23 protein-coding genes and 2 riboswitches are annotated in these 25,986 nt (G+C 64.6%); of the genes, 16 read left to right on the forward strand and 7 right to left on the reverse strand.

Annotation, left to right across the window (positions count from 1 at the left end; genetic code table 11):
* Positions 1-81 precede the first annotated feature (81 nt).
* The 11 genes from ACVIGA_RS05120 (at position 82) to ACVIGA_RS05170 (ending at position 14,285) form a co-directional block, all read left to right on the forward strand.
* Positions 82-1,212: a M20/M25/M40 family metallo-hydrolase gene (locus ACVIGA_RS05120; RefSeq protein ID WP_456665537.1), complete on the forward strand. Its 1,131-nt coding sequence runs from the start codon at positions 82-84 to the stop codon at positions 1,210-1,212.
* Between the two features lie 91 nt (positions 1,213-1,303).
* Positions 1,304-1,408, forward strand: a riboswitch (glycine riboswitch).
* A 3-nt stretch (positions 1,409-1,411) separates the two neighbouring features.
* A riboswitch (glycine riboswitch) is annotated at positions 1,412-1,526 on the forward strand.
* 68 nt (positions 1,527-1,594) lie between these two features.
* The gene (locus ACVIGA_RS05125) at positions 1,595-2,902 is read left to right on the forward strand and encodes a D-amino acid dehydrogenase (protein ID WP_456665538.1); all 1,308 of its coding nucleotides are present in this window, start codon (positions 1,595-1,597) and stop codon (positions 2,900-2,902) included.
* A gap of 126 nt (positions 2,903-3,028) precedes the next feature.
* Entirely contained in the window at positions 3,029-4,345 is a 1,317-nt protein-coding gene (locus ACVIGA_RS05130) for an ArgE/DapE family deacylase (protein WP_456665539.1), read from the forward strand.
* A 262-nt stretch (positions 4,346-4,607) separates the two neighbouring features.
* Positions 4,608-5,549: an ABC transporter permease gene (locus tag ACVIGA_RS05135; RefSeq protein ID WP_223976367.1), complete on the forward strand. Its 942-nt coding sequence runs from the start codon at positions 4,608-4,610 to the stop codon at positions 5,547-5,549.
* 3 nt (positions 5,550-5,552) lie between these two features.
* A complete protein-coding gene (locus ACVIGA_RS05140) occupies positions 5,553-6,440 on the forward strand; it encodes an ABC transporter permease (RefSeq protein WP_223976365.1) in 888 nt (295 codons plus the stop codon).
* Between the two features lie 147 nt (positions 6,441-6,587).
* Positions 6,588-8,237 carry an ABC transporter ATP-binding protein gene (locus ACVIGA_RS05145; RefSeq protein WP_456665540.1) on the forward strand — a complete coding sequence of 550 codons (1,650 nt, stop codon included), beginning with the start codon at positions 6,588-6,590 and terminating at the stop codon, positions 8,235-8,237.
* Positions 8,238-8,477: 240 nt separating this feature from the next.
* The gene (locus ACVIGA_RS05150; protein ID WP_456665541.1) at positions 8,478-9,998 is read left to right on the forward strand and encodes a M81 family metallopeptidase; all 1,521 of its coding nucleotides are present in this window, start codon (positions 8,478-8,480) and stop codon (positions 9,996-9,998) included.
* A 6-nt stretch (positions 9,999-10,004) separates the two neighbouring features.
* Complete coding sequence (locus ACVIGA_RS05155) at positions 10,005-11,177, forward strand: M20 aminoacylase family protein (protein ID WP_223976362.1); 1,173 nt, start codon at positions 10,005-10,007, stop codon at positions 11,175-11,177.
* Positions 11,170-12,588: an amidase gene (locus ACVIGA_RS05160; protein ID WP_456665542.1), complete on the forward strand. Its 1,419-nt coding sequence runs from the start codon at positions 11,170-11,172 to the stop codon at positions 12,586-12,588. Before ACVIGA_RS05155 ends, ACVIGA_RS05160 begins: the two co-directional genes overlap by 8 nt.
* 135 nt (positions 12,589-12,723) lie before the next feature.
* On the forward strand, positions 12,724-13,614 hold the full coding sequence (locus ACVIGA_RS05165) for a crotonase/enoyl-CoA hydratase family protein (RefSeq protein ID WP_456665543.1): 891 nt from the start codon (positions 12,724-12,726) through the stop codon (positions 13,612-13,614).
* Positions 13,611-14,285, forward strand: coding sequence for an esterase/lipase family protein (locus tag ACVIGA_RS05170; protein ID WP_456665544.1), 675 nt, complete (start codon positions 13,611-13,613; stop codon positions 14,283-14,285). Before ACVIGA_RS05165 ends, ACVIGA_RS05170 begins: the two co-directional genes overlap by 4 nt.
* 85 nt (positions 14,286-14,370) lie before the next feature.
* Here ACVIGA_RS05170 and ACVIGA_RS05175 read toward each other — a convergent pair whose 3' ends face one another.
* From ACVIGA_RS05175 to ACVIGA_RS05185, 3 genes are all read right to left on the reverse strand, one after another.
* Positions 14,371-15,345 (reverse strand): NADPH:quinone oxidoreductase family protein, encoded by a 975-nt coding sequence (locus ACVIGA_RS05175; protein WP_456665545.1) that lies wholly within the window; start codon positions 15,343-15,345, stop codon positions 14,371-14,373.
* Entirely contained in the window at positions 15,345-15,956 is a 612-nt protein-coding gene (locus ACVIGA_RS05180) for a DsbA family protein (RefSeq protein WP_456665546.1), read from the reverse strand. The genes ACVIGA_RS05175 and ACVIGA_RS05180 overlap by 1 nt, the downstream gene beginning before the upstream one ends.
* 99 nt (positions 15,957-16,055) lie before the next feature.
* Entirely contained in the window at positions 16,056-16,760 is a 705-nt protein-coding gene (locus ACVIGA_RS05185; protein ID WP_456665547.1) for a glutathione binding-like protein, read from the reverse strand.
* 99 nt (positions 16,761-16,859) lie between these two features.
* Here ACVIGA_RS05185 and ACVIGA_RS05190 point away from each other — a divergent pair, with 99 nt between their 5' ends.
* Positions 16,860-17,882, forward strand: coding sequence for a methionine synthase (locus tag ACVIGA_RS05190; RefSeq protein WP_456665548.1), 1,023 nt, complete (start codon positions 16,860-16,862; stop codon positions 17,880-17,882).
* Positions 17,883-17,897: 15 nt separating this feature from the next.
* On the opposite strand, the gene ACVIGA_RS05195 is transcribed toward ACVIGA_RS05190, so the two are convergent.
* From ACVIGA_RS05195 to ACVIGA_RS05205, 3 genes are all read right to left on the reverse strand, one after another.
* Positions 17,898-18,521: a hypothetical protein gene (locus tag ACVIGA_RS05195; protein WP_456665549.1), complete on the reverse strand. Its 624-nt coding sequence runs from the start codon at positions 18,519-18,521 to the stop codon at positions 17,898-17,900.
* Positions 18,522-18,685: 164 nt separating this feature from the next.
* The gene (gpt, locus tag ACVIGA_RS05200) at positions 18,686-19,213 is read right to left on the reverse strand and encodes a xanthine phosphoribosyltransferase (RefSeq protein ID WP_223976341.1); all 528 of its coding nucleotides are present in this window, start codon (positions 19,211-19,213) and stop codon (positions 18,686-18,688) included.
* A gap of 6 nt (positions 19,214-19,219) precedes the next feature.
* A complete protein-coding gene (locus tag ACVIGA_RS05205; protein WP_223976339.1) occupies positions 19,220-19,972 on the reverse strand; it encodes a competence/damage-inducible protein A in 753 nt (250 codons plus the stop codon).
* A 225-nt stretch (positions 19,973-20,197) separates the two neighbouring features.
* Here ACVIGA_RS05205 and ACVIGA_RS05210 point away from each other — a divergent pair, with 225 nt between their 5' ends.
* The 4 genes from ACVIGA_RS05210 (at position 20,198) to ACVIGA_RS05225 (ending at position 24,206) form a co-directional block, all read left to right on the forward strand.
* Positions 20,198-21,616, forward strand: coding sequence for a circularly permuted type 2 ATP-grasp protein (locus ACVIGA_RS05210; protein ID WP_223976336.1), 1,419 nt, complete (start codon positions 20,198-20,200; stop codon positions 21,614-21,616).
* A gap of 8 nt (positions 21,617-21,624) precedes the next feature.
* Complete coding sequence (locus ACVIGA_RS05215) at positions 21,625-22,569, forward strand: alpha-E domain-containing protein (RefSeq protein ID WP_456665550.1); 945 nt, start codon at positions 21,625-21,627, stop codon at positions 22,567-22,569.
* 149 nt (positions 22,570-22,718) lie between these two features.
* Entirely contained in the window at positions 22,719-23,561 is an 843-nt protein-coding gene (locus ACVIGA_RS05220) for a transglutaminase family protein (RefSeq protein ID WP_456665551.1), read from the forward strand.
* Between the two features lie 234 nt (positions 23,562-23,795).
* On the forward strand, positions 23,796-24,206 hold the full coding sequence (locus tag ACVIGA_RS05225; protein ID WP_456665552.1) for a carboxymuconolactone decarboxylase family protein: 411 nt from the start codon (positions 23,796-23,798) through the stop codon (positions 24,204-24,206).
* Positions 24,207-24,366: 160 nt separating this feature from the next.
* On the opposite strand, the gene ACVIGA_RS05230 is transcribed toward ACVIGA_RS05225, so the two are convergent.
* Positions 24,367-25,962, reverse strand: coding sequence for an ABC transporter substrate-binding protein (locus ACVIGA_RS05230; protein WP_456665553.1), 1,596 nt, complete (start codon positions 25,960-25,962; stop codon positions 24,367-24,369).
* Positions 25,963-25,986: the final 24 nt, after the last annotated feature.

Raw genomic sequence — 25,986 nt, forward strand, 5'->3', positions numbered from 1 at the left:
ACTTTACAAACGCGTCTTCCGAGCTTTTCGTACGGCACGCGAACCCGTATCGGCGCGAACAAACAACAAGAGAGAAAAGACATGAACCCCGCCAATCTTCCTTTTGATTCCGAAGCGATGCTGCAGGGGCTGCGCAACTGGGTGGAATGCGAGAGCCCGACATGGGACGCGGCCGCGGTCGAGCGCATGCTCGACCTCGCCGCGCGCGAAATGGCGGTGATGGATGCGACGATCGAACGCATCGCGGGACGCCAGGGCTTTGCCGGCTGCGTCCGCGCCCGCTTTCCCCATCCGAAACAAGGTCAGCCCGGCATCCTGATCGCCGGCCATCTGGACACCGTGCATCCGGTCGGCACCATCGAGAAGCTGGCGTGGCGGCGCGAAGGCAACAAGTGCTTCGGGCCCGGCATCTTCGACATGAAGGGCGGTAACTATCTGTCGATCGAGGCGATCCGGCAATTGGCGCGCGCGTCCTTTACGACGCCGCTGCCAATCACGGTGCTGTTCACGCCCGACGAGGAGGTCGGCACGCCGTCGACGCGCGACATCATCGAGGCGGAAGCCGCACGCAACAAATACGTGCTGGTCCCGGAGCCCGGCCGGCCGAACAACGGCGTCGTCACCGGCCGCTACGCCATCGCACGCTTCAATCTGGAAGCTGTCGGCAAGCCGAGCCATGCCGGCGCGACGTTGTCCTCCGGCCGCTCCGCGATCCGTGAAATGGCCCGGCAAATCATAGCCATCGACGGCATGACCACCGAGGACTGCACCTTCTCGGTCGGCATCGTGCATGGCGGGCAATGGGTCAATTGCGTCGCAACGACCTGCACCGGCGAAGCGCTCAGCATGGCCAAGCGCCAGGCCGATCTCGACCGCGGCGTCGAGCGCATGCTGGCGCTGTCGGGTACGGCAAATGACGTGACATTCAAGGTGACGCGCGGCGTCACGCGCCCGGTGTGGGAGCCGGATGCCGGCACCATGGCGCTCTATGAAAAGGCAAAGCGTCTCGCCGCCGATATGGGTCTTGATTTGCCGCACGGCAGCGCCGGCGGCGGTTCTGATGGCAACTTCACCGGCGCGATGGGTATCCCCACCCTCGATGGCCTCGGCGTTCGCGGCGCTGACGCCCACACTTTGAACGAACATATCGAAGTCGAGAGCCTCGCCGAGCGCGGCCGCCTGCTGGCGGCACTGCTGGCGACGCTCGATTAACTCGATTTGCACTGCACAACACGTTGGCACTGCCGGACCGAAATTTAGCCTTGTCCAATTTTTTGGCTTCGCCTACGGTCCGGCCGTCCAACACGACGATGCGGGAGAGATCGAAGCGACAACATTCGTGTTGTGCTTCGGCGCCGACGGAGCAACCGCCCCGGAAACTCTCAGGCAAAAGGACTGTATCGTCAGGACGATCTGGAGAGAGACGGCATGGCCAAATGGAAACGGCCATGACGTCCACCGAAGGGGATAGTCTGCTATTGGGCCGAGGCCCAATGCGGATCAAGCTCTCAGGTACCGTGACAGATGGGGCGTCGAAACAGCCGGTTTCACCGGTGGTTCGGCGACTCTAACCCACGGGAGCCTGAAGACCACCATGCCTCACATCGCAATCATTGGCGCCGGCATCACCGGCGTGACGACGGCCTATGCCCTGCTCGAACGCGGCTACCGGGTGACTGTCCTCGACAGGCATCGCTACGCTGCGATGGAAACCTCATTCGCCAACGGCGGACAGCTTTCCGCCAGCAATGCGGAAGTGTGGAACAGCGCCGCGACCATCCTCAAGGGGTTGCGCTGGATGCTTCGAAGCGACGCGCCGCTCTTGATGAATCCGAAGCCGAGCTGGCACAAATATTCCTGGATCGGCGAGTTCGTCGGCCACATCGGCCGCTATCGCACCAACACCATCGAGACCACGCGGCTCGCAATCGAAGCGCGCAAGCATCTGTTCTCGATCGCCCAGCGCGAGAACATCGCTTTCGATCTCGAACGCCGCGGCATCCTGCACGTCTATCACGACAAGGCCGGCTTCGAGGCGGGCCTGCGCGTTAACACGCTGCTGCAGCAAGGCGGGCTCGACCGCCGGCCGGTGACGGCGGACGAAATCCGCAGCATCGAACCCGCGCTGCAGACCACCTGCTATGGCGGCTTCTTCACGCCGTCGGACGCCACCGGCGATATCCACAAGTTCACGCGCGGCCTCGCCGACGCCTGCATCCGCCGCGGCGCGAGCTTCGTCCATGAAGCCGACGTCGACGCGATCGCGCGCGGCGATGACGGTTTCCGCATCGGCTGGAACGATACCGCCTCGCACGATGCTGAGGTCGCTACGCGACACGAGTTGCAGGCGGACGGCATCGTGATTTGCGCCGGTGTCGCGAGCCGCCACTTCGCCGGCCTGCTCAACGACCGCGTCAACGTCTATCCGGTGAAGGGCTATTCGATCACCGTGCAGCTCGATGCGCCGCAAAGCCGGGACGCCGCGCCTACCGTCAGCCTGCTCGATGAAGCCGCGAAGATCGTCACCAGCCGGCTCGGCGCCGACCGCTTCCGCGTCGCCGGCACGGCCGAATTCAACGGCTTCAACCTCGACATTCGCGCCGACCGCATCCAGCCGCTGGTGGATTGGGTGCGGCAGCATTTCCCCGGTGTCGACACGTCGAAAGTCGTGCCATGGGCCGGCCTGCGCCCGATGATGCCGAACATGATGCCGGTGGTTCGCGCCGGACGGATTCCGGGCGTGTTCTACAACACCGGCCACGGTCATCTCGGCTGGACGCTGTCCGCCGCGACGGCGCAGATGGTCGCAGGGGCGATCGATGACTGGCGCGACCTCGTCACGCCCTCGATGGTGCCGTCGCCGGTCGATACGACCGAGACCACCCGCGCAGCTTTCCTCTAATTATCCGGCCGGCGAGGAAGAATATGAGCGTATTTGTGTGTAGCCAAGTCGGAATTCGCAGAGAAACACCGCATGACAACGACTAGCGTCACAATGGGGCAAAGCGCTTCAGCGCGGGAGGGGACAATGCGCATTGGGGTGGCGGACACGCGTGAGACGCTGACCAAGCCGGATCAGATTGCCGCGGAGCTGTGCGCGGCCGTCGATCGAAACTTCAACGATCAGGTCGCGTTCCTGTCGCGCATGGTGCAGTTCCGCAGCTTGCGCGGACAGGAAGCGCCGCAACAGGCTTGGCTGGCGGAGCAATTCGCAAAGCGCCGCTACGACGTCGATACGTTCAGCCTTGCCGACGTCAACCTGATGAGTCATCCGAAGGCTGCACCGATGGACGGCATCGACCTTGCCGGATCGCAGCAGGTCGTTGCGACGCTCGACAGCAAAGGCAGCGGACGCAGCCTGATCCTGCAAGGTCATATCGACGTGGTGCCGGAGGGGCCCGCCGATCTTTGGGAACAACCGCCGTTCTCGGGCGCCGTGCACGACGGCTGGATGTTCGGGCGCGGCGCGCAAGACATGAAGGCCGGTGTCTCGGCAATGATCTTCGCGCTCGATGCTATCAGAGACGCCGGCTATGCCCCGGGCGGACGCGTCCATCTGCAAACCGTGACCGAGGAAGAGAGCACCGGCAACGGCGCGCTGTCGACCTTGATGCGTGGCTATCGCGCCGACGCCTGCCTGATTCCCGAACCGACCGGACACACACTGACGCGCGCCCAGGTCGGCGCCGTCTGGTTTCGACTGCGCGTCCGCGGCACGCCGGTGCATGTCGCCTATTCCGAGGCCGGTACGAGCGCCATCCTGTCGGCGATGCACCTGGTGCGCGCATTCCAGGATTACACCAAGGCGCTCAATGCCCGGGCGCTCGACAACAGCTGGTTCCGCAGCGTCAAGAACCCGATCAAGTTCAACGTCGGGATCATTAAAGGCGGCGATTGGGCCAGTTCGACCGCGGCGTGGTGCGAGCTGGATTGCCGGCTTGGTCTCCTGCCAGGCGAGACACCGCAGCAGGCGATGCGTGGCATCGAGGAATGCCTGACCGAAGCGCACAAGGCCGACGACTTTCTGTCCGACAATCCGGCCGAGCTCGTGTGGAGCGGTTTTCAGGCAGACGCGGCGGTGTGCGAGCCTGGCAGCGAAGCGGAAGCGGCGCTGACTGCCGCGCATCACTCCGTATTCCAGGCCCCGATGCAGGAGCGCCTGTCCACCGCCGTCAACGACACCCGCTACTATTGCGTCGATTACGGCATCCCTGCCCTTTGCTACGGTCCGTACGGTATCGGCCCGCATGCGTTCAACGAACGCGTCGAGCTCGACAGCCTTCGCAAGACAACGCAGAGCATCGCACTGTTCGTCGCCAATTGGTGCGGCGTGGCGAAAGCGTGAATAGACTTCCCGTTTCAGGTCGGTGGCACATGGCGACATGTGCAATTCGAAATAGCAACTTCAGACCAAAGGAGGCTCCGACGGCCTGAACCGCGCCTTGATATGACGTCGCCATTGGCACAGTATTTGCCTGCAAATTCATCACGTTCGCGCTAGCCTTGAGACAAGACGCAGAAGCGCATGAGACACATCACGGGGACACCATGAGTATGATGCGGCCCAGCCTTCGCCTCGCACCGTCTGACGGCAGGAGATAGCAGCGATGATCGGCTATCTCCTCCGCCGAATCCTCGCCGCCATTCCCGTGATGGGCGTGGTGGCACTGTTCGTGTTTCTGTTGCTGCGGCTGACGCCGGGTGACCCGGCCGCAATTCTTGCCGGCGACAATGCGACACCGGAACAGCTCGACCGCATCCGCACCTCGCTTGGTCTCAACGAGCCGATCTACATCCAGTTTTATACCTGGGTCGCCAAGCTGCTGCACGGTGACCTCGGCGTCTCCCTGATCTCGAACAAGCCAATCCTCGAAATGATCGGTCCGCGCCTCGAGCCCTCGATCTCGGTCGCGCTCGCCACCATCGTCCTCTCGATCCTGGTGGCGGTGCCGCTCGGCGTGATCGCGGCGTGGAAACACGGCACCTGGATCGATCGCTTCGTGATGGGGCTCTCCGTGCTCGGCTTCTCGGTGCCGGTGTTCGTGATCGGCTATGTGCTGATCCAGGTGTTTGCGATCGATCTGCGCTGGGTGCCGGTGCAGGGCTTCAAGAGCATCTCGGCCGGCTTCGGTCCGTTCTTCGAACGCATCATCCTGCCAACCTGCACCCTCTCCTTCATCTATGTCGCGTTGATCGCGCGCATGACGCGGGCCTCGATGCTCGACGTGCTGGGCGAGGACTACGTGCGCACCGCGCGCGCCAAGGGCATCGGCGAGAGCGGCGTACTGATGCGCCATGCGCTGCGCAACGCCGCGGTTCCGGTCATCACCGTGATCGGCTCCGGCTTCGCGCTGCTGATCTCGGGCGTCGTCGTCACCGAGAGCGTGTTCAACCTGCCCGGCATCGGCCGCCTCACCGTCGATGCGGTGCTGGCGCGCGACTATCCGGTGATCCAGGCCATGATCCTTTTGACATCGGGTATCTATGTCGCGGTCAATCTCTTGATCGACCTCGCCTACACCCTGCTCGATCCTCGCATCCGGTACTGAGCAATGGCGATCGAAACCCTTCCCGAATCCTCTATCCCCGTCACCCGGCCGTTCCGCGTCAAGTTCGGCTTCCTGGCGTCGACGCCGATCATCGCGGTTGCGACGATCTGCCTCGTCCTGATCATCCTGATGGCGATCTTCGCGCCGCTCCTTGCGCCTCATGATCCACTCTTGCTGACGCCGTCGCAGCGGCTGAAGCCGTCGAGCGCGCAATACCTGCTCGGCACCGACGCCTACGGACGCGACCTGCTGTCGCGCGTCATCTACGGCGCACGGATCTCGCTGCTGATCGGGCTCGGCGCCGCCGTCTGCTCGATCGCCATCGGGCTCTTGATCGGCCTCGTCGCCGGCTTCTTCCGCTGGGTCGATGCGGTGATGATGCGCGTGATGGACGGCTTGATGGCGATCCCCGCGATCCTACTCGCGATCGCCGTGGTGTCGCTGTCGGGCGCCAGCATCTGGACCGTGATGATCGCGATCACCATCCCCGAGATCCCGCGCGTGGCGCGGCTGGTGCGCTCGGTGGTGCTAACCGCGCGCGAGGAGCCCTATGTCGAGGCCGCGATCTCGCTCGGCTCGAGCCTGCCGAAGATCATGTGGCGGCATTTGATGCCGAACACGATCGCGCCGCTGATCGTGCAAGGCACTTACGTCTGCGCATCCGCGATCCTGACCGAGGCGATCCTGTCGTTCCTCGGCGCCGGCATCTCGCCGGAAACGCCGACCTGGGGCAACATCATGGCCGAGGGCCGTGCCTATTTCCAGGTCAAGCCGTCGCTGATCTTCTGGCCGGGCCTGCTGCTCTCGATCGCCATTCTCAGCGTCAACCTGATCGGCGACGCCGCGCGCGACGCGCTCGATCCCCGCATGAAACAGCGTGAGGGCAAATGATGGCTTCGATGCCAATTGAAGCCGTCATCCCGGGGCGGTGCGAAGCACCGAACCCGGGATCTCGAGATTCCGGGTCTGGTGCTTGCGCACCGTCCCGGAACGACGGTGACGGACCCATCGTGCCTCCTCGCAACACGAGACCCTGACATGACCAACGTCGTCCTCGACATCAACAACCTCGTCGTCGGTCTCGGCCGCAAGACGGACGCGCACCGCATCATCGACGACCTCTCGTTGCAGGTGAGCGAAGGCGAGACGCTTTGCCTTGTCGGCGAAAGCGGCTCGGGCAAGTCGGTGACCTCTTTGACCACGATGGGCCTGCTGCAGAAGGGCACACTGGTGCCGTCGGGCGGCAGCGTCAAACTGGTCGGCGAGGAACTGCTCACCGCGAGCGATCGCCGCCTAAGGCAATTGCGCGCGACGCGGATGGCGATGATCTTCCAGGAGCCGATGACCGCGCTCAATCCGGTGGTGCCGGTCGGCCGCCAGATCGACGAGGTGCTGCGCGCCCATACCGATCTCGACTCCCGCGCGCGACGTCAGAAGATCCTGGCGATGATGGAGCATGTGCGGCTGCCCGATGTCGAGCGCATCTTCTCCTCCTATCCGCACCGCCTCTCCGGTGGACAGCGCCAGCGCATCATGATCGCGATGGCGCTGGTGCTGGAGCCGAAGCTTTTGATCGCGGACGAGCCGACCACCGCGCTCGACGTCACCACCCAGAAGCAGATCCTCACCTTGATCCGCGACCTGCAACGCGACCACGGCACCGCTGTCCTGTTCATCACCCACGACATGGGCGTGGTGGCCGAGATCGCCGACCGCGTCGCGGTGATGCGCCATGGCCGGCTGGTCGAGACCGGCGCGCTGCAGGACGTGCTGCGCAAGCCGACGATGGAGTACACGCGCAACCTGCTCTCCGCGGTGCCGAGCCTCGTGCCGCGCGCGCCGCGTCCGGACACCACCGAGCCCGTGGTGCTGGAAGCCAACGAGCTCAGCAAGATCTACCGGGAGCGGTCGCTGTACGGCAAGGCCCGCGAGGTCGCCGCCGCCAGCAACGTCACGCTCACTTTGCGCAAGGGCCGCACGCTCGGCATTGTCGGCGAAAGCGGCTCCGGCAAGTCGACGGTCGCACGCTGCATCGTCCGCCTGATCGATCCGACCTCGGGCGGAGTGCGGCTCGCCGGCCGCGAGATCTCCGACCTGTCGCGCCGGCTGTTGCAGCCGCATCGCCAGAAGATCCAGATCATCTTCCAGGACCCCTACCGCTCGCTCAATCCGCGCGTCACCGTCGGCGAGAGCATCGCGGAAGGCCCGATCAACTACGGCATGCCGCGCAAGGATGCGCTGGCGCGGGCCCGCGAGCTGCTCGAGCTCGTCCACCTGCCGCCCGACGCGATCTCGCGCTATCCGCACCAGTTCTCCGGCGGACAGCGCCAGCGCATCGCGATCGCGCGCGCGCTGGCGCTCGATCCCGACGTGCTGGTCGCGGATGAGGCGGTGTCCGCGCTCGACGTCTCGGTGCAGGCGCAGGTTCTCAATCTGCTCGACGAAATCCAGCGGCGGCTCGGCATCGCGCTGCTGTTCATCACGCATGATCTGCGCGTTGCCGCACAGATCTGCGACGACGTCGCCGTGATGCAACATGGCCGCGTCGTGGAACAGGGACCGGCGGCCGAGGTGCTGACCAATCCGCAACAGGCCTACACCCGTGCGCTGCTCGAAGCAGCACCGGGGCGCGGCTGGGATTTTGCGAATTTCCGCCCGGTTTCGGAAGGCCTCGTGGCAACGGCCTAGGTCTTTAGACTTAATCTCGCGACGTACCTTTGGGCCTTTCAATACGCCCATAGGGCATGCAAATCCGGAGGTGCTCCCCGGCTTGCGCTTGGCGCGACGACACGCTTAACGTCGCGCGCTAGGGCATGCCCTGGAAGGTGGACGCCGGTCTTCCCGAAAGAACACGCTCAAACCAACGAGATCGTGGCGCGAACCGTTCCGATCGCATCACGACCGAAGAAACGTATCGAGACCAACTTGATGACCCGCATTGCCGTTGGCGGCTTCCTGCACGAGACCAACACCTTCGCGCCGACGAAGGCAACCTATGACGACTTCGTGCACGGCGGCGGCTGGCCGTCGATGACGCATGGCGCCGAGGTGCTCAAGGTCATGCGCAAGATCAATGTCGGCCTCGCCGGGTTTGTCGAGGCTGCCGAAGCCAATGGCTGGGAGCTGGTGCCGACGATTTTCGCGGCGGCCAGCCCGTCGGCGCATGTCAGCAAGGATGCGTTCGAGCGGATCGTGACCGAAATGGTCGACGGCATCGTCGCGGCCGGCCCGATCGATGCCGTCTATCTCGACCTGCACGGCGCCATGGTCACCGAGCATTATGACGACGGCGAAGGCGAAACCCTTGCCCGCGTGCGCAAGGCGATTGGCCAGGACCTGCCGCTGGTGGTGAGCCTCGATCTGCATGCGAACGTCTCGCCCAAGATGATCGAGCATGCCGATGCGCTGATCGCCTACCGCACCTATCCGCATGTCGACATGGCCGACACCGGCCGCGCCTGCGCCCGGCATCTGGCGCTGATGCTGAAAACGGGACAGCGGTTTGCCAAGGCATTCCGGCAATTGCCGTTCCTGATCCCGATCAGCTGGCAATGCACCAACGACCAGCCCACCAAAGGCATCTATCAAAAGCTCGCCGCCCTCGAGAGCGACGCCGTGCCGACGCTGTCGTTTGCGCCGGGCTTTCCGGCCGCCGATTTCAGGGATTGCGGGCCGAGCGTGTTCGCCTACGGCCGGACCCAAGCCGATGCCGATGCGGCGGCCGACAAGGTCGTCGCCCTGGTCGAGAGCCATGAGGACGATTTCGACGGCCGGATCTATGCGCCCGACGAAGGCGTGCAGTTGGCGATGCAACTGGCGAAGTCGGCGAGCCGGCCGATCATCATCGCAGACACCCAGGACAATCCCGGCGCCGGCGGCGATTCCGACACCACAGGCATGCTGCGCGCGCTGGTGCGCAACAGAGCGAGTGCCGCAACCGGCGTGATCTACGACCCGCAATCGGCCAAGGCCGCGCACACGGCCGGCGTCGGCGCCACCGTCACGCTCGAGCTCGGCGGCAAGTCCGGCATTCCCGGCGACGCGCCGTACCGGGAGACTTTCGTGGTCGAGCAGCTCTCCGACGGCAAGTTCGTTGCGCCCGGCCCGTATTTCGGCGGCCGCGACATGGACATGGGGCCCTCGGCCTGCCTGCGGGTCGGCGACGTCCGCGTCGTCGTCGGCTCCTACAAGGCGCAGCTTGCCGACCAGTCGATGTACCGCTATGTCGGCATCGAGCCGACCGCGCAGAAGATCCTGGTCAACAAGAGCTCGGTGCATTTCCGCGCCGATTTCGAGCCGATCGCCGAGAAACTGCTGATCTGCGCTGCGCCCGGCGCCATGCCGGCCGATACCGCCACGCTGCCGTGGAAACATTTGCGACCGGGCATTCGTATCAAGCCTAACGGCCCCACGTTCACCCCCTCCTCCCCATCACGCACAAACGGATAGAGAGCCATGCCGACCATTGAGCGCATCGACAGTTTTGCCGACGAACTCACCGCCATCAGACGGGATCTGCATGCGCATCCCGAGATCGGCTTCGAGGAGGTCCGCACCTCCGGCATCGTCGCCGACAAGCTCACGAGCTGGGGCATCGAGGTGCATCGCGGCCTCGGCGGCACCGGCGTGGTCGGCGTGCTCAAGGGCAAGGGCAACAGCAGCAAGAAGATCGGCCTGCGCGCCGACATGGACGCGCTGCCGATGGAAGAGAACACCAATCTGAAGTGGCGCTCGACCATCCCCGGCCGCTTCCACGGCTGCGGCCATGACGGCCACACCACGATGCTGCTCGGCACGGCGCGCTATCTCGCCGAGACCCGCAATTTCGACGGCACCGTGCATTTCATCTTCCAGCCGGCCGAGGAAGGCCTCGGCGGCGCGCGCGCCATGATCAAGGACGGCCTGTTCAAGCAGTTCCCCTGCGACGAGGTCTACGGCCTGCACAACGCGCCCGACCTCAACCATGGCGAGATCGCGATCCTGCCGGGCCCGGCAATGGCCGCAGCCGACTTCTTCGACATCAGGATCCAGGGCTACGGCGCGCATGGCGCGATGCCGGAGCGCTCCAAGGACGCGGTGGTGATCGCAATGACGCTCGGACAGGCGTTGCAGTCGATCGTCAGCCGCAACGTCGATCCGCTGCAGGCTGCGGTGCTGTCGATCACCCAGATCCATTCCGGGTCGGCCTACAACGTCATTCCCGGCGAAGCCTGGATGTGCGGCACGGTGCGCTGCTTCTCCGACGAGATCCGTGAACTGATCCGCAAGCGCATGCGCGAGATCGCCGCCGGCTTTGCCGTGGCCTATGGCGCCGAAATCTCGGTCGAGATCCGCGACGGCTTCAGCGTATTGGTGAATCAGGAAGAGCAGTCGCGCGTCGTCGAGGAAGTCGCGCGCACCGTGGTCGATCCGGCCAAGGTGATCACCCGCTCGACGCCCAAGATGGGCAGCGAAGATTTCGCCGACATGATGCAGGCCATTCCCGGCGCGTATTTCTGGGTCGGCCATGACGGTTCGGTGCCCGTGCACAATCCCGGTTACGTTCTCGACGACAAGATCCTGCCGATCGGCGCCAGCATGTTCGCCCGCATCATCGAGAAACGTATGCCGGCAGGTGCGCATGCATAAGCCGAAAGGGGACGCCATCACGTCGCTGCACGATCTCTCGGCCGTCGACCTGCTCGCCGGCTACCGTGCCAAGCAGTTCTCGCCGTCCGAAGTGCTCGAGGAAATCATCTCCCAGGTCGCGACCTGGGAGCCGCACATCAAGGCGCTGTATCTGTACGATCCCGAAGGCGCGCGGAAGGTCGCCAAGGCCGCGACTGAGCGTTGGCAGCAGAGCGAGCCGGTCGGCACGCTCGACGGCGTTCCCGTCACCATCAAGGACAACGTCGCGACCAAGGGCCAGCCGGTGCCGCTGGGTGCGGCGAGCGTCAAGCTCGCGCCCGCGGAAAAGGATGCGCCTCCTGCCGCGCGGCTGCGCGAAGCCGGCTGCGTGATCTTCTCCAAGACCACGATGCCGGATTACGGCATGCTGTCGTCAGGGCTGTCGTCGTTCCATCCGCTGACCCGCAATCCCTGGGATGTCAGCAAGAACCCCGGCGGCTCGAGCGCAGGCGCAGGCGCGGCCGGTGCTGCCGGCTACGGCCCGCTGCATCTCGGCACCGATATCGGCGGCTCGGTGCGGCTGCCGGCCTCCTGGTGCGGCCTCGTCGCCCTGAAGCCGAGCCTCGGCCGCGTGCCGATCGATCCGCCCTATGTCGGCCGCGTCGCGGGACCAATGACCCGCACCGTGGACGACGCCGCGCTGATGATGAGCGTATTGTCGCGCCCTGATCGCCGCGACGGCATGAGCCTGCCGGCGCTCGAGGTGAACTGGAAGGCGCTGGAGAAGTCGCCGCGCAAGCTGCGCATCGGGCTGATGCTCGACGCCGGATCCGGCCAGAAGGTCGAGAAGGACGTTCGCGAGGTCGTCGTCAAGGCCGCGAAGGCGCTCGAATCCGCCGGCGCCGTCATCACCGAGATCGACGGCATCCTGACGCCTGAGATGCTCGAGGGGCTCGACAATTTCTGGCGCGCACGAACCTGGGACGAATTGTCGAAGCTGTCGCAGGCCGACCGCGGCAAGACCCTGCCTTACATCCTCAACTGGGCCGAGGCCGGCGCAAAGCTCTCCGGCGTCGACGTGGTGCGCGGCTTCAACCAGACGATGGCGATCCGCGCGGCCGCTGCGAAGCTGTTCTGCGAGGTCGACTATGTGATCTCGCCGGTGTCGCCGGTCGTGAACTTCCCGGCGGAATTCGCCGCACCTCTCAACGACCCCACGAAGCCGTTCGAGCACATCTGCTTTACCGTGCCGTGGAATATGTCGGAGAACCCGGCGCTGTCGATCAACGCCGGCTACGACAAGAAGGGCTTTCCGATCGGCGTCCAGATCATCGGCCGCCGCTTCGACGACATCGGCGTGCTCGGCATCGGCAAGGCGTTCGAAGGCTTGCGCGGCCCGCAGAAGCCGTGGCCTGCACCACCGAAGAAGTAGCGCCTCAACGCAAGTCAGGATGCGCGGAACCACGCCGCGCATCCCTCTTCTTCACAAGGGATGATTGCCGGGTTAACTGAATGGAGACGCGCGTCAGCGCCGTTCATTCAAGAAAACCGAGAGGAAATCATCCCCATGGCGTATGAGACGATCAAGTACGAGGTCGCCGAGCAGATCCTGACCATCACGCTGAACCGGCCCGACAAGCTCAACGCCTTCAACGCCACGATGCAGCAGGAGCTGATCGACGCGTTCGACAAAGCCGACAAGGACGACGACGTCAGGGCCATCATTGTCACCGGTGAAGGCCGCGGCTTCTGCGCCGGCGCGGATCTATCCTCCGGCGCCAACACCTTCGACCGCGATGCGCGGCGCGGTCCGGTCAAGCGCAATGCCGACGGCAGCGTCGACTACAGCGATCCGCAGGTGCGTGACGGCGGCGGCCAGGTGACGCTGCGCATCTTCAAGTGCCTCAAGCCTGTGATCGCCGCCGTGAACGGCCCGGCGGTCGGTATCGGCGTCACCATGCAGCTTGCGATGGATATCCGCATCGCCTCCGAAGCCGCGCGCTTCGGCTTCGTGTTCTCGCAGCGCGGCATCGTGCCGGAGGCCGCCTCGAGCTGGTTCCTGCCGCGCATCGTCGGCATCTCGCAGGCGCTGGAGTGGTGCTACTCGGGCCGCGTCTTCCCGGCGCAGGAAGCGCTCGCCGGCCGTCTCGTCAGCAAGGTGGTGCCGCCCGACGATCTGCTGCCGACCGCGCGTGCGCTCGCCAAGGAGTTCGCGGCCAAGACCGCGCCGGTGTCGGTGGCGCTGATCCGCCAGATGATGTGGCGCATGATGGGCGCCGACGATCCGATGGAGGCGCACAAGGTCGACAGCCGCGGCATCTATGCCCGCGGCCGCTCCGAGGACGTCAAGGAAGGCGTGGTGTCGTTCCTGGAAAAGCGTCCGGCGGAGTTCAAGAACAAGGTGTCGTCGGACATGCCCGACTATTTCCCGTGGTGGCAAGAGCGCGACTATAAGTGACCGAACGGCGTCCCGCCGCGTCCACGACTGACGGCGTCGTCCTGCTGCACGGCATCAGCAGGACGGCGCGTTCGTTTGGCAGGATGGAGCTGGCGCTGCGCGATGCCGGCTTTGCCACCCTCAATCTCGACTATGAGAGCCGGCGCAAAGGGCTCGATGCGCTGGCGGAGGACATCCATCCGTCGCTCGATCGCTTCGCGCAGAGCCTCGACGGCTCCGTGCATTTCGTCTGCCATTCAATGGGCGGCCTGCTGGCCCGCGTCTATCTGGCACGATATCGCCCGGCGCGGCTCGGTCGCGTAGTGATGCTGGGCACGCCGAACGGCGGCAGCGAGATCGCGGACCGTTTGAAACACCTAGCCGCCTATCACGCCTTCTTCGGCCCGGCCGGCCAGCAGCTCGTCACCCGCCGCGATACCGCAACCAGCGCGCTGCTGCCGGCGATCGATTATGAGGCCGGCATCATCGCCGGCAACCGCTCGGTCTATCCGATCACGTCCATGGGACTGCCGCGGCCGCACGACGGCCGGGTGTCGGTCACCAACACCCGGCTCGACGGCATGGCCGATCACATCGTGATCCGCACCTCGCATCCCTGGCTGGTGCGCAACCGGGATGCAATCGCGCAGACGATTGTGTTTTTGCGGCAAGGCAAGTTCACGCCGCACTAACCGTCATTGCGAGGAGCGAAGCGACGAAGCAATCCATACCGCCCACACGGTGACTATGGATTGCTTCACTCGCAATGACGAGCTACTACTGCATCATCAGCGCCACACGCCCGATCGCCTTGCGCTCGATCAGCAACCGCATCGCCTTCGGGTAGTCTTCCAGCGGCAGCCGGTGTGAGATATTTGGCCGCACCCGGCCCGCCTCGGCCCATTCGCTCAGCGCCTTGAACCTGACCTCGCCGAGCGCGGGGTCCTTCCGCACCGCCTCGCCGGCGCGAACGCCGAGCACGCTCGCGCCCTTGATCATCAACAGATTGGTGCGGGCAAGACCGATGCCGCCGGTGAAGCCGACGACGAGAATGCGCGCGCCCCAGTTGATGCAGCGCATCGAGTTCTCGAACACCTCGCCGCCGACGGGATCGAACACCACATCGGCACCACGACCATCGGTGATACGCTTGACCGCGTCGCGGAACGGCTCGCGCGCGTAGAGCACGAGATGATCCGCGCCACGTTGTTTGGCAATCGCAAGCTTCTCCTCGCTCGAGGCCGCCGCGATCACGGTGGCGCCGAGCAGCTTGCCGATCTCGACCGCGGCGAGCCCGACGCCGCCGCCGGCGCCATGCACCAGCAGCACTTCGCCCGGCTTGATCTGCCCGCGATCGATCAGCGCGTGATACGCGGTGCCGTGTGCGGCAAGGAAGGTCGCGCCTTCCGCATAGTCGAAGGTCGACGGCACCGGCACGAGCTGCGACCGTGTCGCGACGGCCTCGTCGCAATAGGCGCCGAAGCGCATCTTGACGATCACCTTGTCGCCGACGGTGACCCCGGCTGCGTCATTGACCTCGACGACATCGCCGGCAGCCTCCGAGCCCGGCGTGAACGGCAGCGGCGGCTTCAGCTGATACTCGCCGGCGGCCATCAGGATGTCGGGGAAATTGATCCCGGCGGCACGGATCGCAACGCGCACCTGCCCCGGCTGCAGCGGCAACGAGGCAAAATTCTCGAGGTGAAGGCGCTCGGGCGGGCCGAGCTCGCGGCAGACGACGGCTTTCGGCATCAGGCGGCTCGCGCCTTGAGGCGTGCGAGCGCCTCGCGGATCAGCGGCAGGCGGTCGTTGCCGAAATACATGTCGGTCTTGTCAAGATAGATCGTGGGCGAGCCGAAGCCGCCGCGCGCCATCACCTCCTCGGTGTTGGCCTTGAGCTGATCCTTGATTGCCTGGTCGCCGATGCCGGCAAGGAATTTTTCGGGATCGATCCCGAGCTTGGTGCAGATCTCGGTCAGCACGGCATCCTGCGAGATGTCCTTGTCATCACCCCAATAGGCCTCGAACACCGCGCGCGCGAACGGCACCATCTTGTCGTTGCCGAGAAGGATGCAGCCGCGCATCGCCTTGACGCTGTTCACCGGGAACACGGTCGGCGGCATCTTGATCGCTAGCCCAGCCGAGCGCGCCCAGTCGCCGAGATCCTTCTTCATGTAGCGCGCCTTCAGCGGCACCGGCGTCTCGCGCTGCGCGTAGACCGACGGATTGACGGTGTTGAAGATGCCGCCGACCAGGATCGGCCGCCAGCTGATCGGCGCGTCGAACTCCTTCGCCAGCGGCTGGATGTTGTGCCAGGCGAGATAGGTCCACGGGCTGGAACAGTCGAAGAAGAATTCGATCATGGCGTTTCCCTTTGTCTTTTCCACATTCATTGTCGTCATTCCGGCATGCGCCGCAAGGCGCAGAGCGCGCGCCTGTGTCACGCCACGGAATAACTGCCATTATTTCTTCTCGACCAGCTCCTTCGCACGCTGGCCGAACATGTTCTTGCGTGATTCCTCGTCGAACGGCTCCTTGACGAATTTTCCGATCGCAAGGCCCGCCTGCACCTGCGGCCGGGCGCGCACGGTGGCGTACCAGCGCTTGATGTTCGGGTAGTCGTCGAGGGTAAAACCCTGCGCCTTGTGGGTCATGGTCCAGGGGAAGCAGGCGATGTCGGCAATCGAATAGTCGTCACCGGCGACATAGGCGCCGGTGTTGCCGAGCTGACGGTCGAGCACGCCATAGAGCCGCGCCGTCTCGTCGCGGTAGCGCTCGATCGCGTAGGGAATTTTCTCGGCCGCATAGAGCGCGAAATGGCCGTGCTGGCCGAGCATCGGCCCGAGGCCGCCCATCTGCCACATCACCCATTGGATGACGTTCGACCGCGCACGCAGCTCCCGCGACAGGAAGCGGCCGGTCTTGTCGGCGAGATAGATCAGGATCGCGCCGGTCTCGAACACCGAGAACGGTCCACCGCCGTCTGCAGGCGCACGGTCGACGATCGCGGGAATCCGGTTGTTCGGGCTGATCGCCAGGAATTCGGGCCGGAACTGCTCGCCGGCGCGGATGTTCACCGGGACCACCTGATAGGGCAGCCCCAGTTCCTCCAGCATGATCGAGATCTTCCAGCCGTTCGGAGTCGGCGCGTAGTGCAGGTCGATCATCGGCGTCCTATTCCCCGTCCTGAAGACTTTTGTTGTTCTGTACGTCTACCTTAGGACATGGCACACAGGCGCTCAATCAGAACCCACCGGGAGGCACCCATGCTGTTTCCAACCACGATCGCAGGCTCCCTGCCGAAGCCGGAATGGCTCGCCGAGCCGAACATGCTGTGGGCGCCGTGGAAATCGGAAGGCGCCGAACTCGCCCGCGCCAAACGCGATGCCACGGTGCTAGCGGTCAAGCTGCAAGAGGATGCCGGCGTCGATATCGTCACCGAAGGTGAGCAGGCGCGCCAGCACTTCGTGCATGGTTTCCTGGAGCGGATCGAGGGCATCGATTTCGCCCACAAGGTCGAGATGGGCATCCGCAAGGACCGCTATAAGGCCATGGTGCCGCAGGTGGTCGCGCCGCTGCAACTCAAGGGCCGCGTCCATGAAGGCGAAGCGCGTGCGGCGCGCGCCCACACCAGGAACCGGCTGAAATTCACCCTGCCCGGTCCGATGACGATCATCGACACCATCGCCGACCAATATTACGGCGACCGCGTGAAGATGGCGTTCGCTTTCGCGGAGCTGTTGAACCAGGAGGCCAAGGCATTGCAGGCCGACGGCGTCGACATGATCCAGTTCGACGAGCCGGCCTTCAACGTCTACATGGATGAGGTGCGCGACTGGGGCATCAAGGCGCTGGAGCGCGCCGCCGAGGGCCTGACCTGCGCCACCGCCGTGCACATCTGCTACGGCTACGGCATCAAGGCCAACAACGACTGGAAGCAGACGCTCGGCGGCGAGTGGCGGCAATATGAAGAGACCTTCCCGGTCATCGACAAGAGCACGATCCAGCAGGTCGCGATCGAGTGCCGCAACTCGAAGGTGCCGATCGAACTGCTCGCGGCGCTCCCCGGCAAGATCGTGCAGGCCGGCGTCATCGACGTCGCCAGCGACGAGGTCGAGACTGCGGAGGATGTCGTCAAGGTGATCGAAGCCGTCGCAAAGCATGTCCCGAAGGGCAACATCATCGCGACCACCAATTGCGGCATGGCGCCGATGCGCCGGGATATCGCCGAAGCCAAGCTGATCGCGCTCGGCGCCGGCGCCAAGCTGGCGCGGCAGCGGCTGGCGTAAGGCAGCGCCGACGGCTCAGCCGCGCGCCATCTCCGTGCTCGGATGCAGCACCGGCCGATAGCCGGCCTGAAACGCACGCACGGTTGACGGCGGCGTCAGCAACATCGCGGGAGCGGTCACATTGGCTCGCTCGTAGCCTGCGAATGACCAGCGCAGCGTCTTGCCGTCGGCAATGAGATAACTCTCTGCTCCTGCCTTCACCATTGTCCCGTCGGGCAGTTCGTCAATCGGCAGCGGCAGCGGATGCAACCGCTTCTTGCCGCGGTCGAGCCGCTCGGCGTGCAGCACCGCATCCATCGCCTTGGCGCTGAGATCGCTCGTGCCGTTACCTTCCTCCCAGCGGCTGCGAAACCGCTTGGCGTCGTCGCGGCGGCAGTAGAAGCAGGGCCGGTGTCCGGCCGCGAATGCGGTGGCTTCATCGAGGAAGAACAGCTCGGTCCAGCTCTTCCGGGTCATCACCTTGCGTCGCCGTCCCCTGAACTCGCAGACGCAGGTGAGCCACGCCGGGCTCGACCAGCGCTTGTTCAACAGTGTGCGGGTCGCCGGATCATGGATGATACCGCGATTGCCGGTGAAGGTGCCGCGATGTTCGGTCGCGACAATGTCGCCGGTGGGGGTGACGCGGTTTTGCAGGGGCATGCTTCTTTACTTCCCCCTCGCCCCGCGCTTGCGGGGAGAGGGTCGGGGTGAGGGGCTGCTTCCGCAAAGATAGTGAGAGATAGACACGTGGTGAATCCCCCTCACCCGGATCGCATCTAACGATGCGATCCGACCTCTCCCCGCACGCGGGGCGAGGTGACTCTTTATGCCGCCCCATCCCGGATCGGCGGCTGGAACGACAGCGCGGTGTCCCAGGGAAAGAAGATCCAGGTGTCCTGCGACACCTCGGTAATGTAGGTATCGACCAGCGGGCGGCCCTTCGGCTTGGCATAGACCGTTGCAAAATGCGCATCGGGGAGCAGTTCGCGCACCAGCCTGCCGGTCTTGCCGGTGTCGACGAGGTCGTCGACGATCAAGAGCCCCTTGCCGGTGCCGCCGCCGAGCTTGGCGGTCTGCTCCGAAATTCCCTTAAGCACCTTCAGGTCGCCCTGCTTGTCGTGGTCGTAGCTGGCGACGCAGACGGTATCGATCACCCGCAAGCCGAGCTCGCGCGCCACGATCGCCGCCGGCACCAGCCCGCCGCGGGTGATCGCGATGACAGCATGGAACGGGCCGACCTCGTTGAGCCGCCAGGTCAGCGCCCGGCAGTCCCGGTGGAATTGATCCCACGAGACCGGGAACGGCCTGCCGGCCCGATCCTGTGCACTCGGTTCAGAATCTCGTTCAACCATGTCGCTTCAACCCGCCGGCTTCTTCTGCGCGGCCTGCACTTGCTTCAGCATCTCCTTCACCGCGGCCATCGCCGCGGCGAGCTTCTCCGGATCGCGCGAGCGGACCACCAGATTGGTGTTCGGTTTCTGGTTCTCGTCCTGGAACGGATAGCTGCCGATGATGGTGTCGGGATTGGCTTCCGCGATCGCCCGCAGCGGGCCGCCGATGTCGCCTTCCCTTGCGTCGGCGCGGACCGAGTCCGACAGCATCCGCACGCCGGATTTCAGGGTCGGCGCCACGATGTCCATCATCGCCTGCATGATGGTGGGGATGCCGGCCATCACGATGACGTTTCCGAGCTTGAAGCCCGGCGCGAGGATGGTCGCGCTCTGGATCAGCTCGGCGCCATCGGGCACCCGGGCCATCCGCAGCCGCGCCTCGTTGAGGTCCTGCTCGGTCCAACGCTCCCTGAACCGCGCCACCACGTCGGGATGATGGTGGATCTCGACCCCGAACGCCTTCGCCACACTGTCGGCGGTGATGTCGTCATGGGTCGGCCCGATGCCACCGGTGGTGAACACGTAATTGTACCTATGCCGCAGCGCATCAAGGGCGGACACGATGTCAGCCTCGTCGTCGGCGACGACGCGAACCTCCTTCAGGTCGATGCCGATATTGGTCAGGTATTCGGCGATGAAGCCGATGTTCTTGTCCTTGGTCCGGCCGGACAGGATCTCGTCGCCGATCACCAATATCCCCGCCGTGACGATCTCGCTCATGGTCTCATTCCCTTAACTTGATCCCCTGACATTGCCGATCCAATGCCTTGATGTCACGGGGTTTTGCCGCCGAATTAAGCAGACCTCAGCCGGTTTTTCGGGCAGGCCTTCCGCCTCCCCCTAGCAAATGCCACGAGCCAATGCATATCGCGCTGGCCCGCCCCTTGCTACCATCCCATCAAGTCATGCACTGTGTCACATGGCTTGGGAGGGCAGTCGGGATATATGGCAGTCGCGTTCGATGAGATGAACGGCCTCGGCGAGGATCTTCGCCCGGCCTACCAAGAGCTCTCCCGCTGGCTCAAAGAGACGCCTCCGGATGCGCTCGAGTATCGGCGCCAGGAAGCGGAGCTGCTGTTCCGCCGGATCGGCATCACCTTCGCGGTCTACGGCGATTCCGAGGCCCAGGAACGGCTGATCCCGTTCGACGTCATCCCGCGCATCATGTCCGCGACCGAATGGACGCTGCTGGAGAAGGGCCTCAAGCAGCGCGTGCTCGCGCTCAACATGTTCCTCAAGGACATCTACCACGGCCGCGACATCCTGCGCGCCAACATCATCCCCGAAGACCTGATCTTCCAGAACCCGGTGTTCCGGCCGGAGATGAACGGCCAGGACGTGCCGCACGACATCTACGTCCACATCGCCGGCATCGACATCATCCGCACCGATCCGGACAACTTCATCGTGCTGGAGGACAATGCGCGGACGCCGTCCGGCGTCTCCTACATGCTGGAAAACCGCGAGATCATGATGCGGCTGTTTCCGGACCTGTTTTCGCGCCACCGCGTCGCGCCGGTGGAGCGCTATCCGGACGAGCTGCTGTCGGCGCTGCGATCGGTGGCGCCGCACAGCGCCTCGGCCGAGCCGACGGTCGCGCTGATGACGCCCGGCGTCTACAACTCGGCGTACTACGAGCACTCCTTCCTCGCCGACAAGCTCGGCATCGAACTGGTCGAGGGGCGCGACCTCATCGTCAAGAACGACGAGGTGTTCATGCGCACCACCGAGGGGCTGAAGCGGGTCGACGTGATCTACCGCCGCGTCGATGACGACTTCCTCGATCCCCTCACCTTCCGTCCGGATTCCGCGCTCGGCGTCCCCGGGCTGATGTCGGCCTATGCGGCCGGCAACATCACGCTCGCCAACGCGGTCGGCACCGGCATCGCCGACGACAAGGCGATCTATTCCTACATGCCCGACATCGTGAAGTTCTACCTCAGCGAGGAGCCGATACTGAAGAACGTGCAGACCTGGCGCTGCCGCGAAGCGCAGGATCTGTCCTACGTGCTCGACAACCTCGCCGACCTCGTCGTCAAGGAGGTGCACGGTTCGGGCGGCTACGGCATGCTGATCGGTCCCGCCGCCACCAAGGCGACCATCGAGGCGTTCCGCGACAAGCTCAAGCGCGAGCCGGAGGGCTTCATCGCGCAGCCGACGCTGGCGCTGTCGACCTGCCCGACCTGCACGGACAAGGGCCTGGCGCCGCGCCATGTCGACCTCCGCCCGTTCGTGCTGACCGGCTCCAGCCACACCACCATCGTGCCCGGCGGGCTGACGCGGGTGGCGCTGAAAGAAGGCTCGCTCGTGGTCAATTCGAGCCAGGGCGGCGGCACCAAGGACACCTGGATACTGAGCGAGTAGTTGAAAGCATGCTGTCGCGCACCGCTGAAAACCTGTTCTGGCTGGCCCGTTATGTCGAACGCGCCGAGTATCTCGCGCGCACGATCGACGCCACGCTGCGCGTCACCGCGCTGCCCGCGGCCTATATCGGCAAGACCAATGAGTGGGACTCCGCGCTGCTCACCGCCGGCGTCGGCGCGGCCTTCTACGACCATTACGAAGAAGCCAACGAGCGAAACGTCGTCGAGTATCTGTCCTTCTCGTCGGAAAATCCCTCCTCGATCAAGAACTGCATCGAATCTGCGCGGCTCAATTCGCGTTCGGTGCGCACCGCGCTGACGTCGGAGATGTGGGACACCATCAATTCGGCGTGGATCGAGTTGCAGGCGGTCTGGAACAAGGGTCCCGCCAACCGCGAGGAGCTGGCCAAATTCCTGCGCTTCGTGCAGGAGACCTCGCTGCGCTTCGACGGCTCGGCCTACCGCACCATGCTGCGCAACGACGCCTACTGGTTCTCGCGGCTCGGCGTGCATCTCGAGCGCGCCGACAACACCGCCCGCATTCTCGATGTGAAGTATCACATGCTGCTGCCCGAGGAGGAGCATGTCGGCGGCCCGCTGGATTACTACCAGTGGACCTCGATCCTGCGCTCGGTGTCGGCGACGACCGCCTATCACTGGGTGTACCGGGAAACCCTGAAACCCTGGCTGATCGCCGACCTCCTGATCCTCAACGACACGCTGCCGCGGTCGCTCGCCAGCTGCTACAGCAACCTGGTGCGCAATCTGGACCAGATCGGCGTCGCCTACGGCCGCCAGGGGGCAGCCCAGCGCCACGCCCGCGGCATCAGGAACCGGCTCGAGCACAGCCACATGGACGACATCTTCCAGCACGGCGTGCACGAATTCATCCAGGAATTCCTCGCGGACAATTCGCGGCTGGGTGAGATCGTCACCAAGCAATATTTGATCTGACCTCTGCGGCGGAAAAAGTGCTCAAAATGTCGTCATGACCGGGTCGATCCCGGTCACCCATGTCTTGCTTTCGCGGCCGATTAGGGAGAAAGACGTGGGTGCCCGGGCATGACGTTCCTGCCCCAGACCGACTGAACTCCGGTTGAGCCATGCGCCTGCGGATAGCCCACACCACCACCTATCGCTACGAGCCGGCGGCCTCGGGCGTGATCCAGATTCTGCGGATGACGCCGGGCAGCCATGACGGCCAGTATGTCGCCGACTGGCAGATCGACGTCTCGACCGATTCCCGGCTCGACATCCATGAGGACGCGTTCGGCAACGTCACCCATGTGCTGACGCATGGTTCGATCACCGACCTCACCATCCATTGCGAGGGCCTGGTCGAGACCCAGGACACCGGCGGCGTGCTGAAAGGCAGCGACGAGCGGTTTCCGCCGAGCCTGTTCCTGCGCCCCACGCCGCTGACCGACCTCAACCCGGCGATGACGAGCTTCGTGCGCGAGCTGCGCGCGGAAGCAGCTAGCGACGTGCTCGGTTTCCTGCACGCGCTGATGGTGCAGATCTACGAGCACATGACCTTCGACGAGGACCCGACCAACAGCGCCACCTCGGCCTCCGAGGCGTTCGCGCTGAAGCGCGGGGTCTGCCAGGACTACGCGCACATCCTGATCGCCTGCGCGCGCGCCGGCGGCGTTCCGGCGCGGTTCGTCTCCGGCCACTTCCTGCGCTCCGACGGCATGGTCAACCAGCAGGCCGGCCACGCCTGGGCCGAGGCCTTCGTGCCCGACCTCGGCTGGATCGGCTTCGACGCCGCCAACGGCATCTGCACCACCGACGCCCATGCCCGCGTCGCGATCGGCCTCGACTATCTCGGCGCCGCCCCGGTCCGCGGCACCCGCTATGGCGGCGGCAACGAGACCCTGTCGGTCGCGGTCAAGGTCGACCTTGCCGGCCGCCCCGGGCAGTGGCAGAGCCAGTCGCAGTCGTAAGAAGCCTACTCCCCATCGTCATTCCGGGGCGCGCCGTTTGGCGCGAACCCGGAATCCATTCGTCCGCACAATCGGTGGCGCGATGGATTCCGGGCTCTCGCGGAGCCAGTCATCGGACGCGCGTTCGCGCGACCCGTTGGCGAGCCCCGGAATGACGATGGTGAGACCGGTCAAGTCGACAACGGTTCGGCCGTGATATGATCGCCGCTGCAAACCGGATCAGCGAGAGAAACCATGGCAACTGTGAAACTGCTTTCCGACGACGAACTCTCGGCCGACGCACGCGCCGTCTTCGACGACATCCGCAAGACGCGGAACTCGGACTTCATCAACAATTTCTGGCGCGCGCTCGCGCATGATCCGAAGACGCTGCGGCGGACCTGGGAAAGCATCAAGGAGGTGATGGCACCGGGCGCGCTCGACCCGAAGGTCAAGGAGATGCTCTACGTTGCGGTCTCGGTGGCGCATGGCTGCAGCTACTGCATCCATTCGCACACCGCGAGCGCCCGCGCCAAGGGCATGACCGACGCCGAATATCAGGAAATGCTGGCGATCGTCGGCATGGCCGCCGAGACCAACCGGCTGGTCACCGCGCTCGGCGTGCCGGTCGATGAGGCGTTTCTGGTCGGGGCGGCGGATACGTAGGTTCGACACGCTTTGCTTTGCCCACCCTCATCCTGTCATTCCGGGGTGATGCGAAGCATCGAACCCGGAATCCCGAGATTGTTGATCGAGATTCCCCGATGCGCAATTGCGCATCTGAGGTTCGCGCTTAGCGCGCCCCGGAATGACCGCTATATCGCGGTCACTTGTCCAGCCAGACATCCTCGAAGCGCAGATTGTTGTACTGGCTGTTGTCGTGCGGACGAAAGTTCTTCACGTAAGGCTGCCAGCAATTGCCGGCCGATGAGTGCAGGATGACCGGACGCGCCGCGTCGTCGACCAGCAGGCGCTCGATGTCGAACACGATATTTCGGCGCTTGTCCTTGTCGACCTCGCGCGACTGCGCGGCGAGCAACTTGTCCACCTCGGCATTGCAATACTGGGTATAGTTGCGCTCCGAATTGCAGGAATAATTCTCGACCAGATTGCCGTCGGGATCGTCGACGCTGACGCCGGTGACGTTGAGGCCGATCGTGTAATCCTTGCGTTGCAGCCGCGAGTACCAGCGCGGCGTGTCGACGATATCGAGCTCGGCGACGATGTAGATCTTCTTGAGCTGGTCGGCGAGGATCACCGCCGGGTCGCGATAGGTCGGCAGGTTGCGGGTCTGGATCTTGATCGACAGCGGCTTGGCGTCGCTGTAGCCGAGCTTCTGCATGATCGCCTGCGCGTCCGCGAGGTTCTTCCCGGTATCGGGACCATAGCCCATCAGCGTCGACAGGATCTCCGGCGGCATGCCCCATTCGCCTTCCGGCTTGGCCTGCATCGCGCCGCCGAGCCGTCCGGTGCCTTCGAACAGGATGCTGTTGAAGGCCTGGCGATCCAGCGCCAGCGACATCGCCTTGCGGATCTCCGGATTGTCGAACGGCGGATTGACGCGGTTGACCAGCAGGTTGATCTGCAGATTGGTCGAGGTCATCTCGCAGATCGCGTTCGGCGCCCGCGCCTTGACGTCCTTCATCAGGGGAATGCTGACGTCGGACGGAAAGGTGATGTCATAGTCGCCGGTCGCGAACGCCAGCATGCGCGTGGCGCGGCTGTCGATCGAGCGCACCGTGATCTCGTCGAGATACGGCCGGTCCTTCTTGAAGTAATCGGGGTTGCGGACGAGACGGATCGAATCGCCGCGCCGGAATTCGACAAATTTGAACGGCCCGGTGCCGATTGGCTTGGTGCGCATCACCTGCTGCGGCACGTGGCAGGGATAGACCACCGAGAAGGCGCTGGCGAGTAGCGCCAGCAGGCCGGGCTGCGGCTCGGTCAGCTCGAAAGTCGCTTCATCGTCGCCATTGATGCTGATGTCCTTGAGCTTCGAATACCAGACCTTACGCGGATTGCGCTTGAAGTCCTGTGTCTCGCTCTTGCCGATCAGCATCCGCCAGGTGCACTGCACGTCCTTGGCCGTGAACGGCTGGCCGTCATGCCACTTTACGCCGTGATGCAGCTTGAAGGTGAGCTTCGTGTTGGTAGAATCCCACGACCAGCTCTCGGCGAGATCGGGGATCACGGTGTCGATGCTTTCATGCACCTTGGCCGGATCGAACACCACGAGGTTGTTGAAGACCGCCGCGAACGGCATCACCGAGGCGATGGTGGATTCCTCGAGCAGCGAGGTCGAGGGCGGATTGTCATTGTGATAGAGCCGGAGCGTGCCGCCCTTCTTCTGGGCCGATGCAGGGCTCGCAGCCATCACGGCTGTACCCAATGCCATGATGAACATGGCCAGCTTGAACGACATTCTCGCCTCCCGGAATTCTTGTTG

This window comes from Bradyrhizobium sp. USDA 3240 (assembly GCF_054063295.1).

Excerpts from the sequence above, each read along its gene's own strand:
- ACVIGA_RS05120 (WP_456665537.1), top strand. The coding sequence starts at position 82 with ATGAACCCCGCCAATCTTCCTTTTGATTCCGAAGCGATGCTGCAGGGG.
- ACVIGA_RS05125 (WP_456665538.1), top strand. The coding sequence starts at position 1,595 with ATGCCTCACATCGCAATCATTGGCGCCGGCATCACCGGCGTGACGACG.
- ACVIGA_RS05130 (WP_456665539.1), top strand. The coding sequence starts at position 3,029 with ATGCGCATTGGGGTGGCGGACACGCGTGAGACGCTGACCAAGCCGGAT.
- ACVIGA_RS05135 (WP_223976367.1), top strand. The coding sequence starts at position 4,608 with ATGATCGGCTATCTCCTCCGCCGAATCCTCGCCGCCATTCCCGTGATG.
- ACVIGA_RS05140 (WP_223976365.1), top strand. The coding sequence starts at position 5,553 with ATGGCGATCGAAACCCTTCCCGAATCCTCTATCCCCGTCACCCGGCCG.
- ACVIGA_RS05145 (WP_456665540.1), top strand. The coding sequence starts at position 6,588 with ATGACCAACGTCGTCCTCGACATCAACAACCTCGTCGTCGGTCTCGGC.
- ACVIGA_RS05150 (WP_456665541.1), top strand. The coding sequence starts at position 8,478 with ATGACCCGCATTGCCGTTGGCGGCTTCCTGCACGAGACCAACACCTTC.
- ACVIGA_RS05155 (WP_223976362.1), top strand. The coding sequence starts at position 10,005 with ATGCCGACCATTGAGCGCATCGACAGTTTTGCCGACGAACTCACCGCC.
- ACVIGA_RS05160 (WP_456665542.1), top strand. The coding sequence starts at position 11,170 with ATGCATAAGCCGAAAGGGGACGCCATCACGTCGCTGCACGATCTCTCG.
- ACVIGA_RS05165 (WP_456665543.1), top strand. The coding sequence starts at position 12,724 with ATGGCGTATGAGACGATCAAGTACGAGGTCGCCGAGCAGATCCTGACC.
- ACVIGA_RS05175 (WP_456665545.1), bottom strand. The coding sequence starts at position 15,345 with ATGCCGAAAGCCGTCGTCTGCCGCGAGCTCGGCCCGCCCGAGCGCCTT.
- ACVIGA_RS05180 (WP_456665546.1), bottom strand. The coding sequence starts at position 15,956 with ATGATCGAATTCTTCTTCGACTGTTCCAGCCCGTGGACCTATCTCGCC.
- ACVIGA_RS05185 (WP_456665547.1), bottom strand. The coding sequence starts at position 16,760 with ATGATCGACCTGCACTACGCGCCGACTCCGAACGGCTGGAAGATCTCG.
- ACVIGA_RS05190 (WP_456665548.1), top strand. The coding sequence starts at position 16,860 with ATGCTGTTTCCAACCACGATCGCAGGCTCCCTGCCGAAGCCGGAATGG.
- ACVIGA_RS05195 (WP_456665549.1), bottom strand. The coding sequence starts at position 18,521 with ATGCCCCTGCAAAACCGCGTCACCCCCACCGGCGACATTGTCGCGACC.
- gpt (WP_223976341.1), bottom strand. The coding sequence starts at position 19,213 with ATGGTTGAACGAGATTCTGAACCGAGTGCACAGGATCGGGCCGGCAGG.
- ACVIGA_RS05205 (WP_223976339.1), bottom strand. The coding sequence starts at position 19,972 with ATGAGCGAGATCGTCACGGCGGGGATATTGGTGATCGGCGACGAGATC.
- ACVIGA_RS05210 (WP_223976336.1), top strand. The coding sequence starts at position 20,198 with ATGGCAGTCGCGTTCGATGAGATGAACGGCCTCGGCGAGGATCTTCGC.
- ACVIGA_RS05215 (WP_456665550.1), top strand. The coding sequence starts at position 21,625 with ATGCTGTCGCGCACCGCTGAAAACCTGTTCTGGCTGGCCCGTTATGTC.
- ACVIGA_RS05220 (WP_456665551.1), top strand. The coding sequence starts at position 22,719 with ATGCGCCTGCGGATAGCCCACACCACCACCTATCGCTACGAGCCGGCG.
- ACVIGA_RS05225 (WP_456665552.1), top strand. The coding sequence starts at position 23,796 with ATGGCAACTGTGAAACTGCTTTCCGACGACGAACTCTCGGCCGACGCA.
- ACVIGA_RS05230 (WP_456665553.1), bottom strand. The coding sequence starts at position 25,962 with ATGTCGTTCAAGCTGGCCATGTTCATCATGGCATTGGGTACAGCCGTG.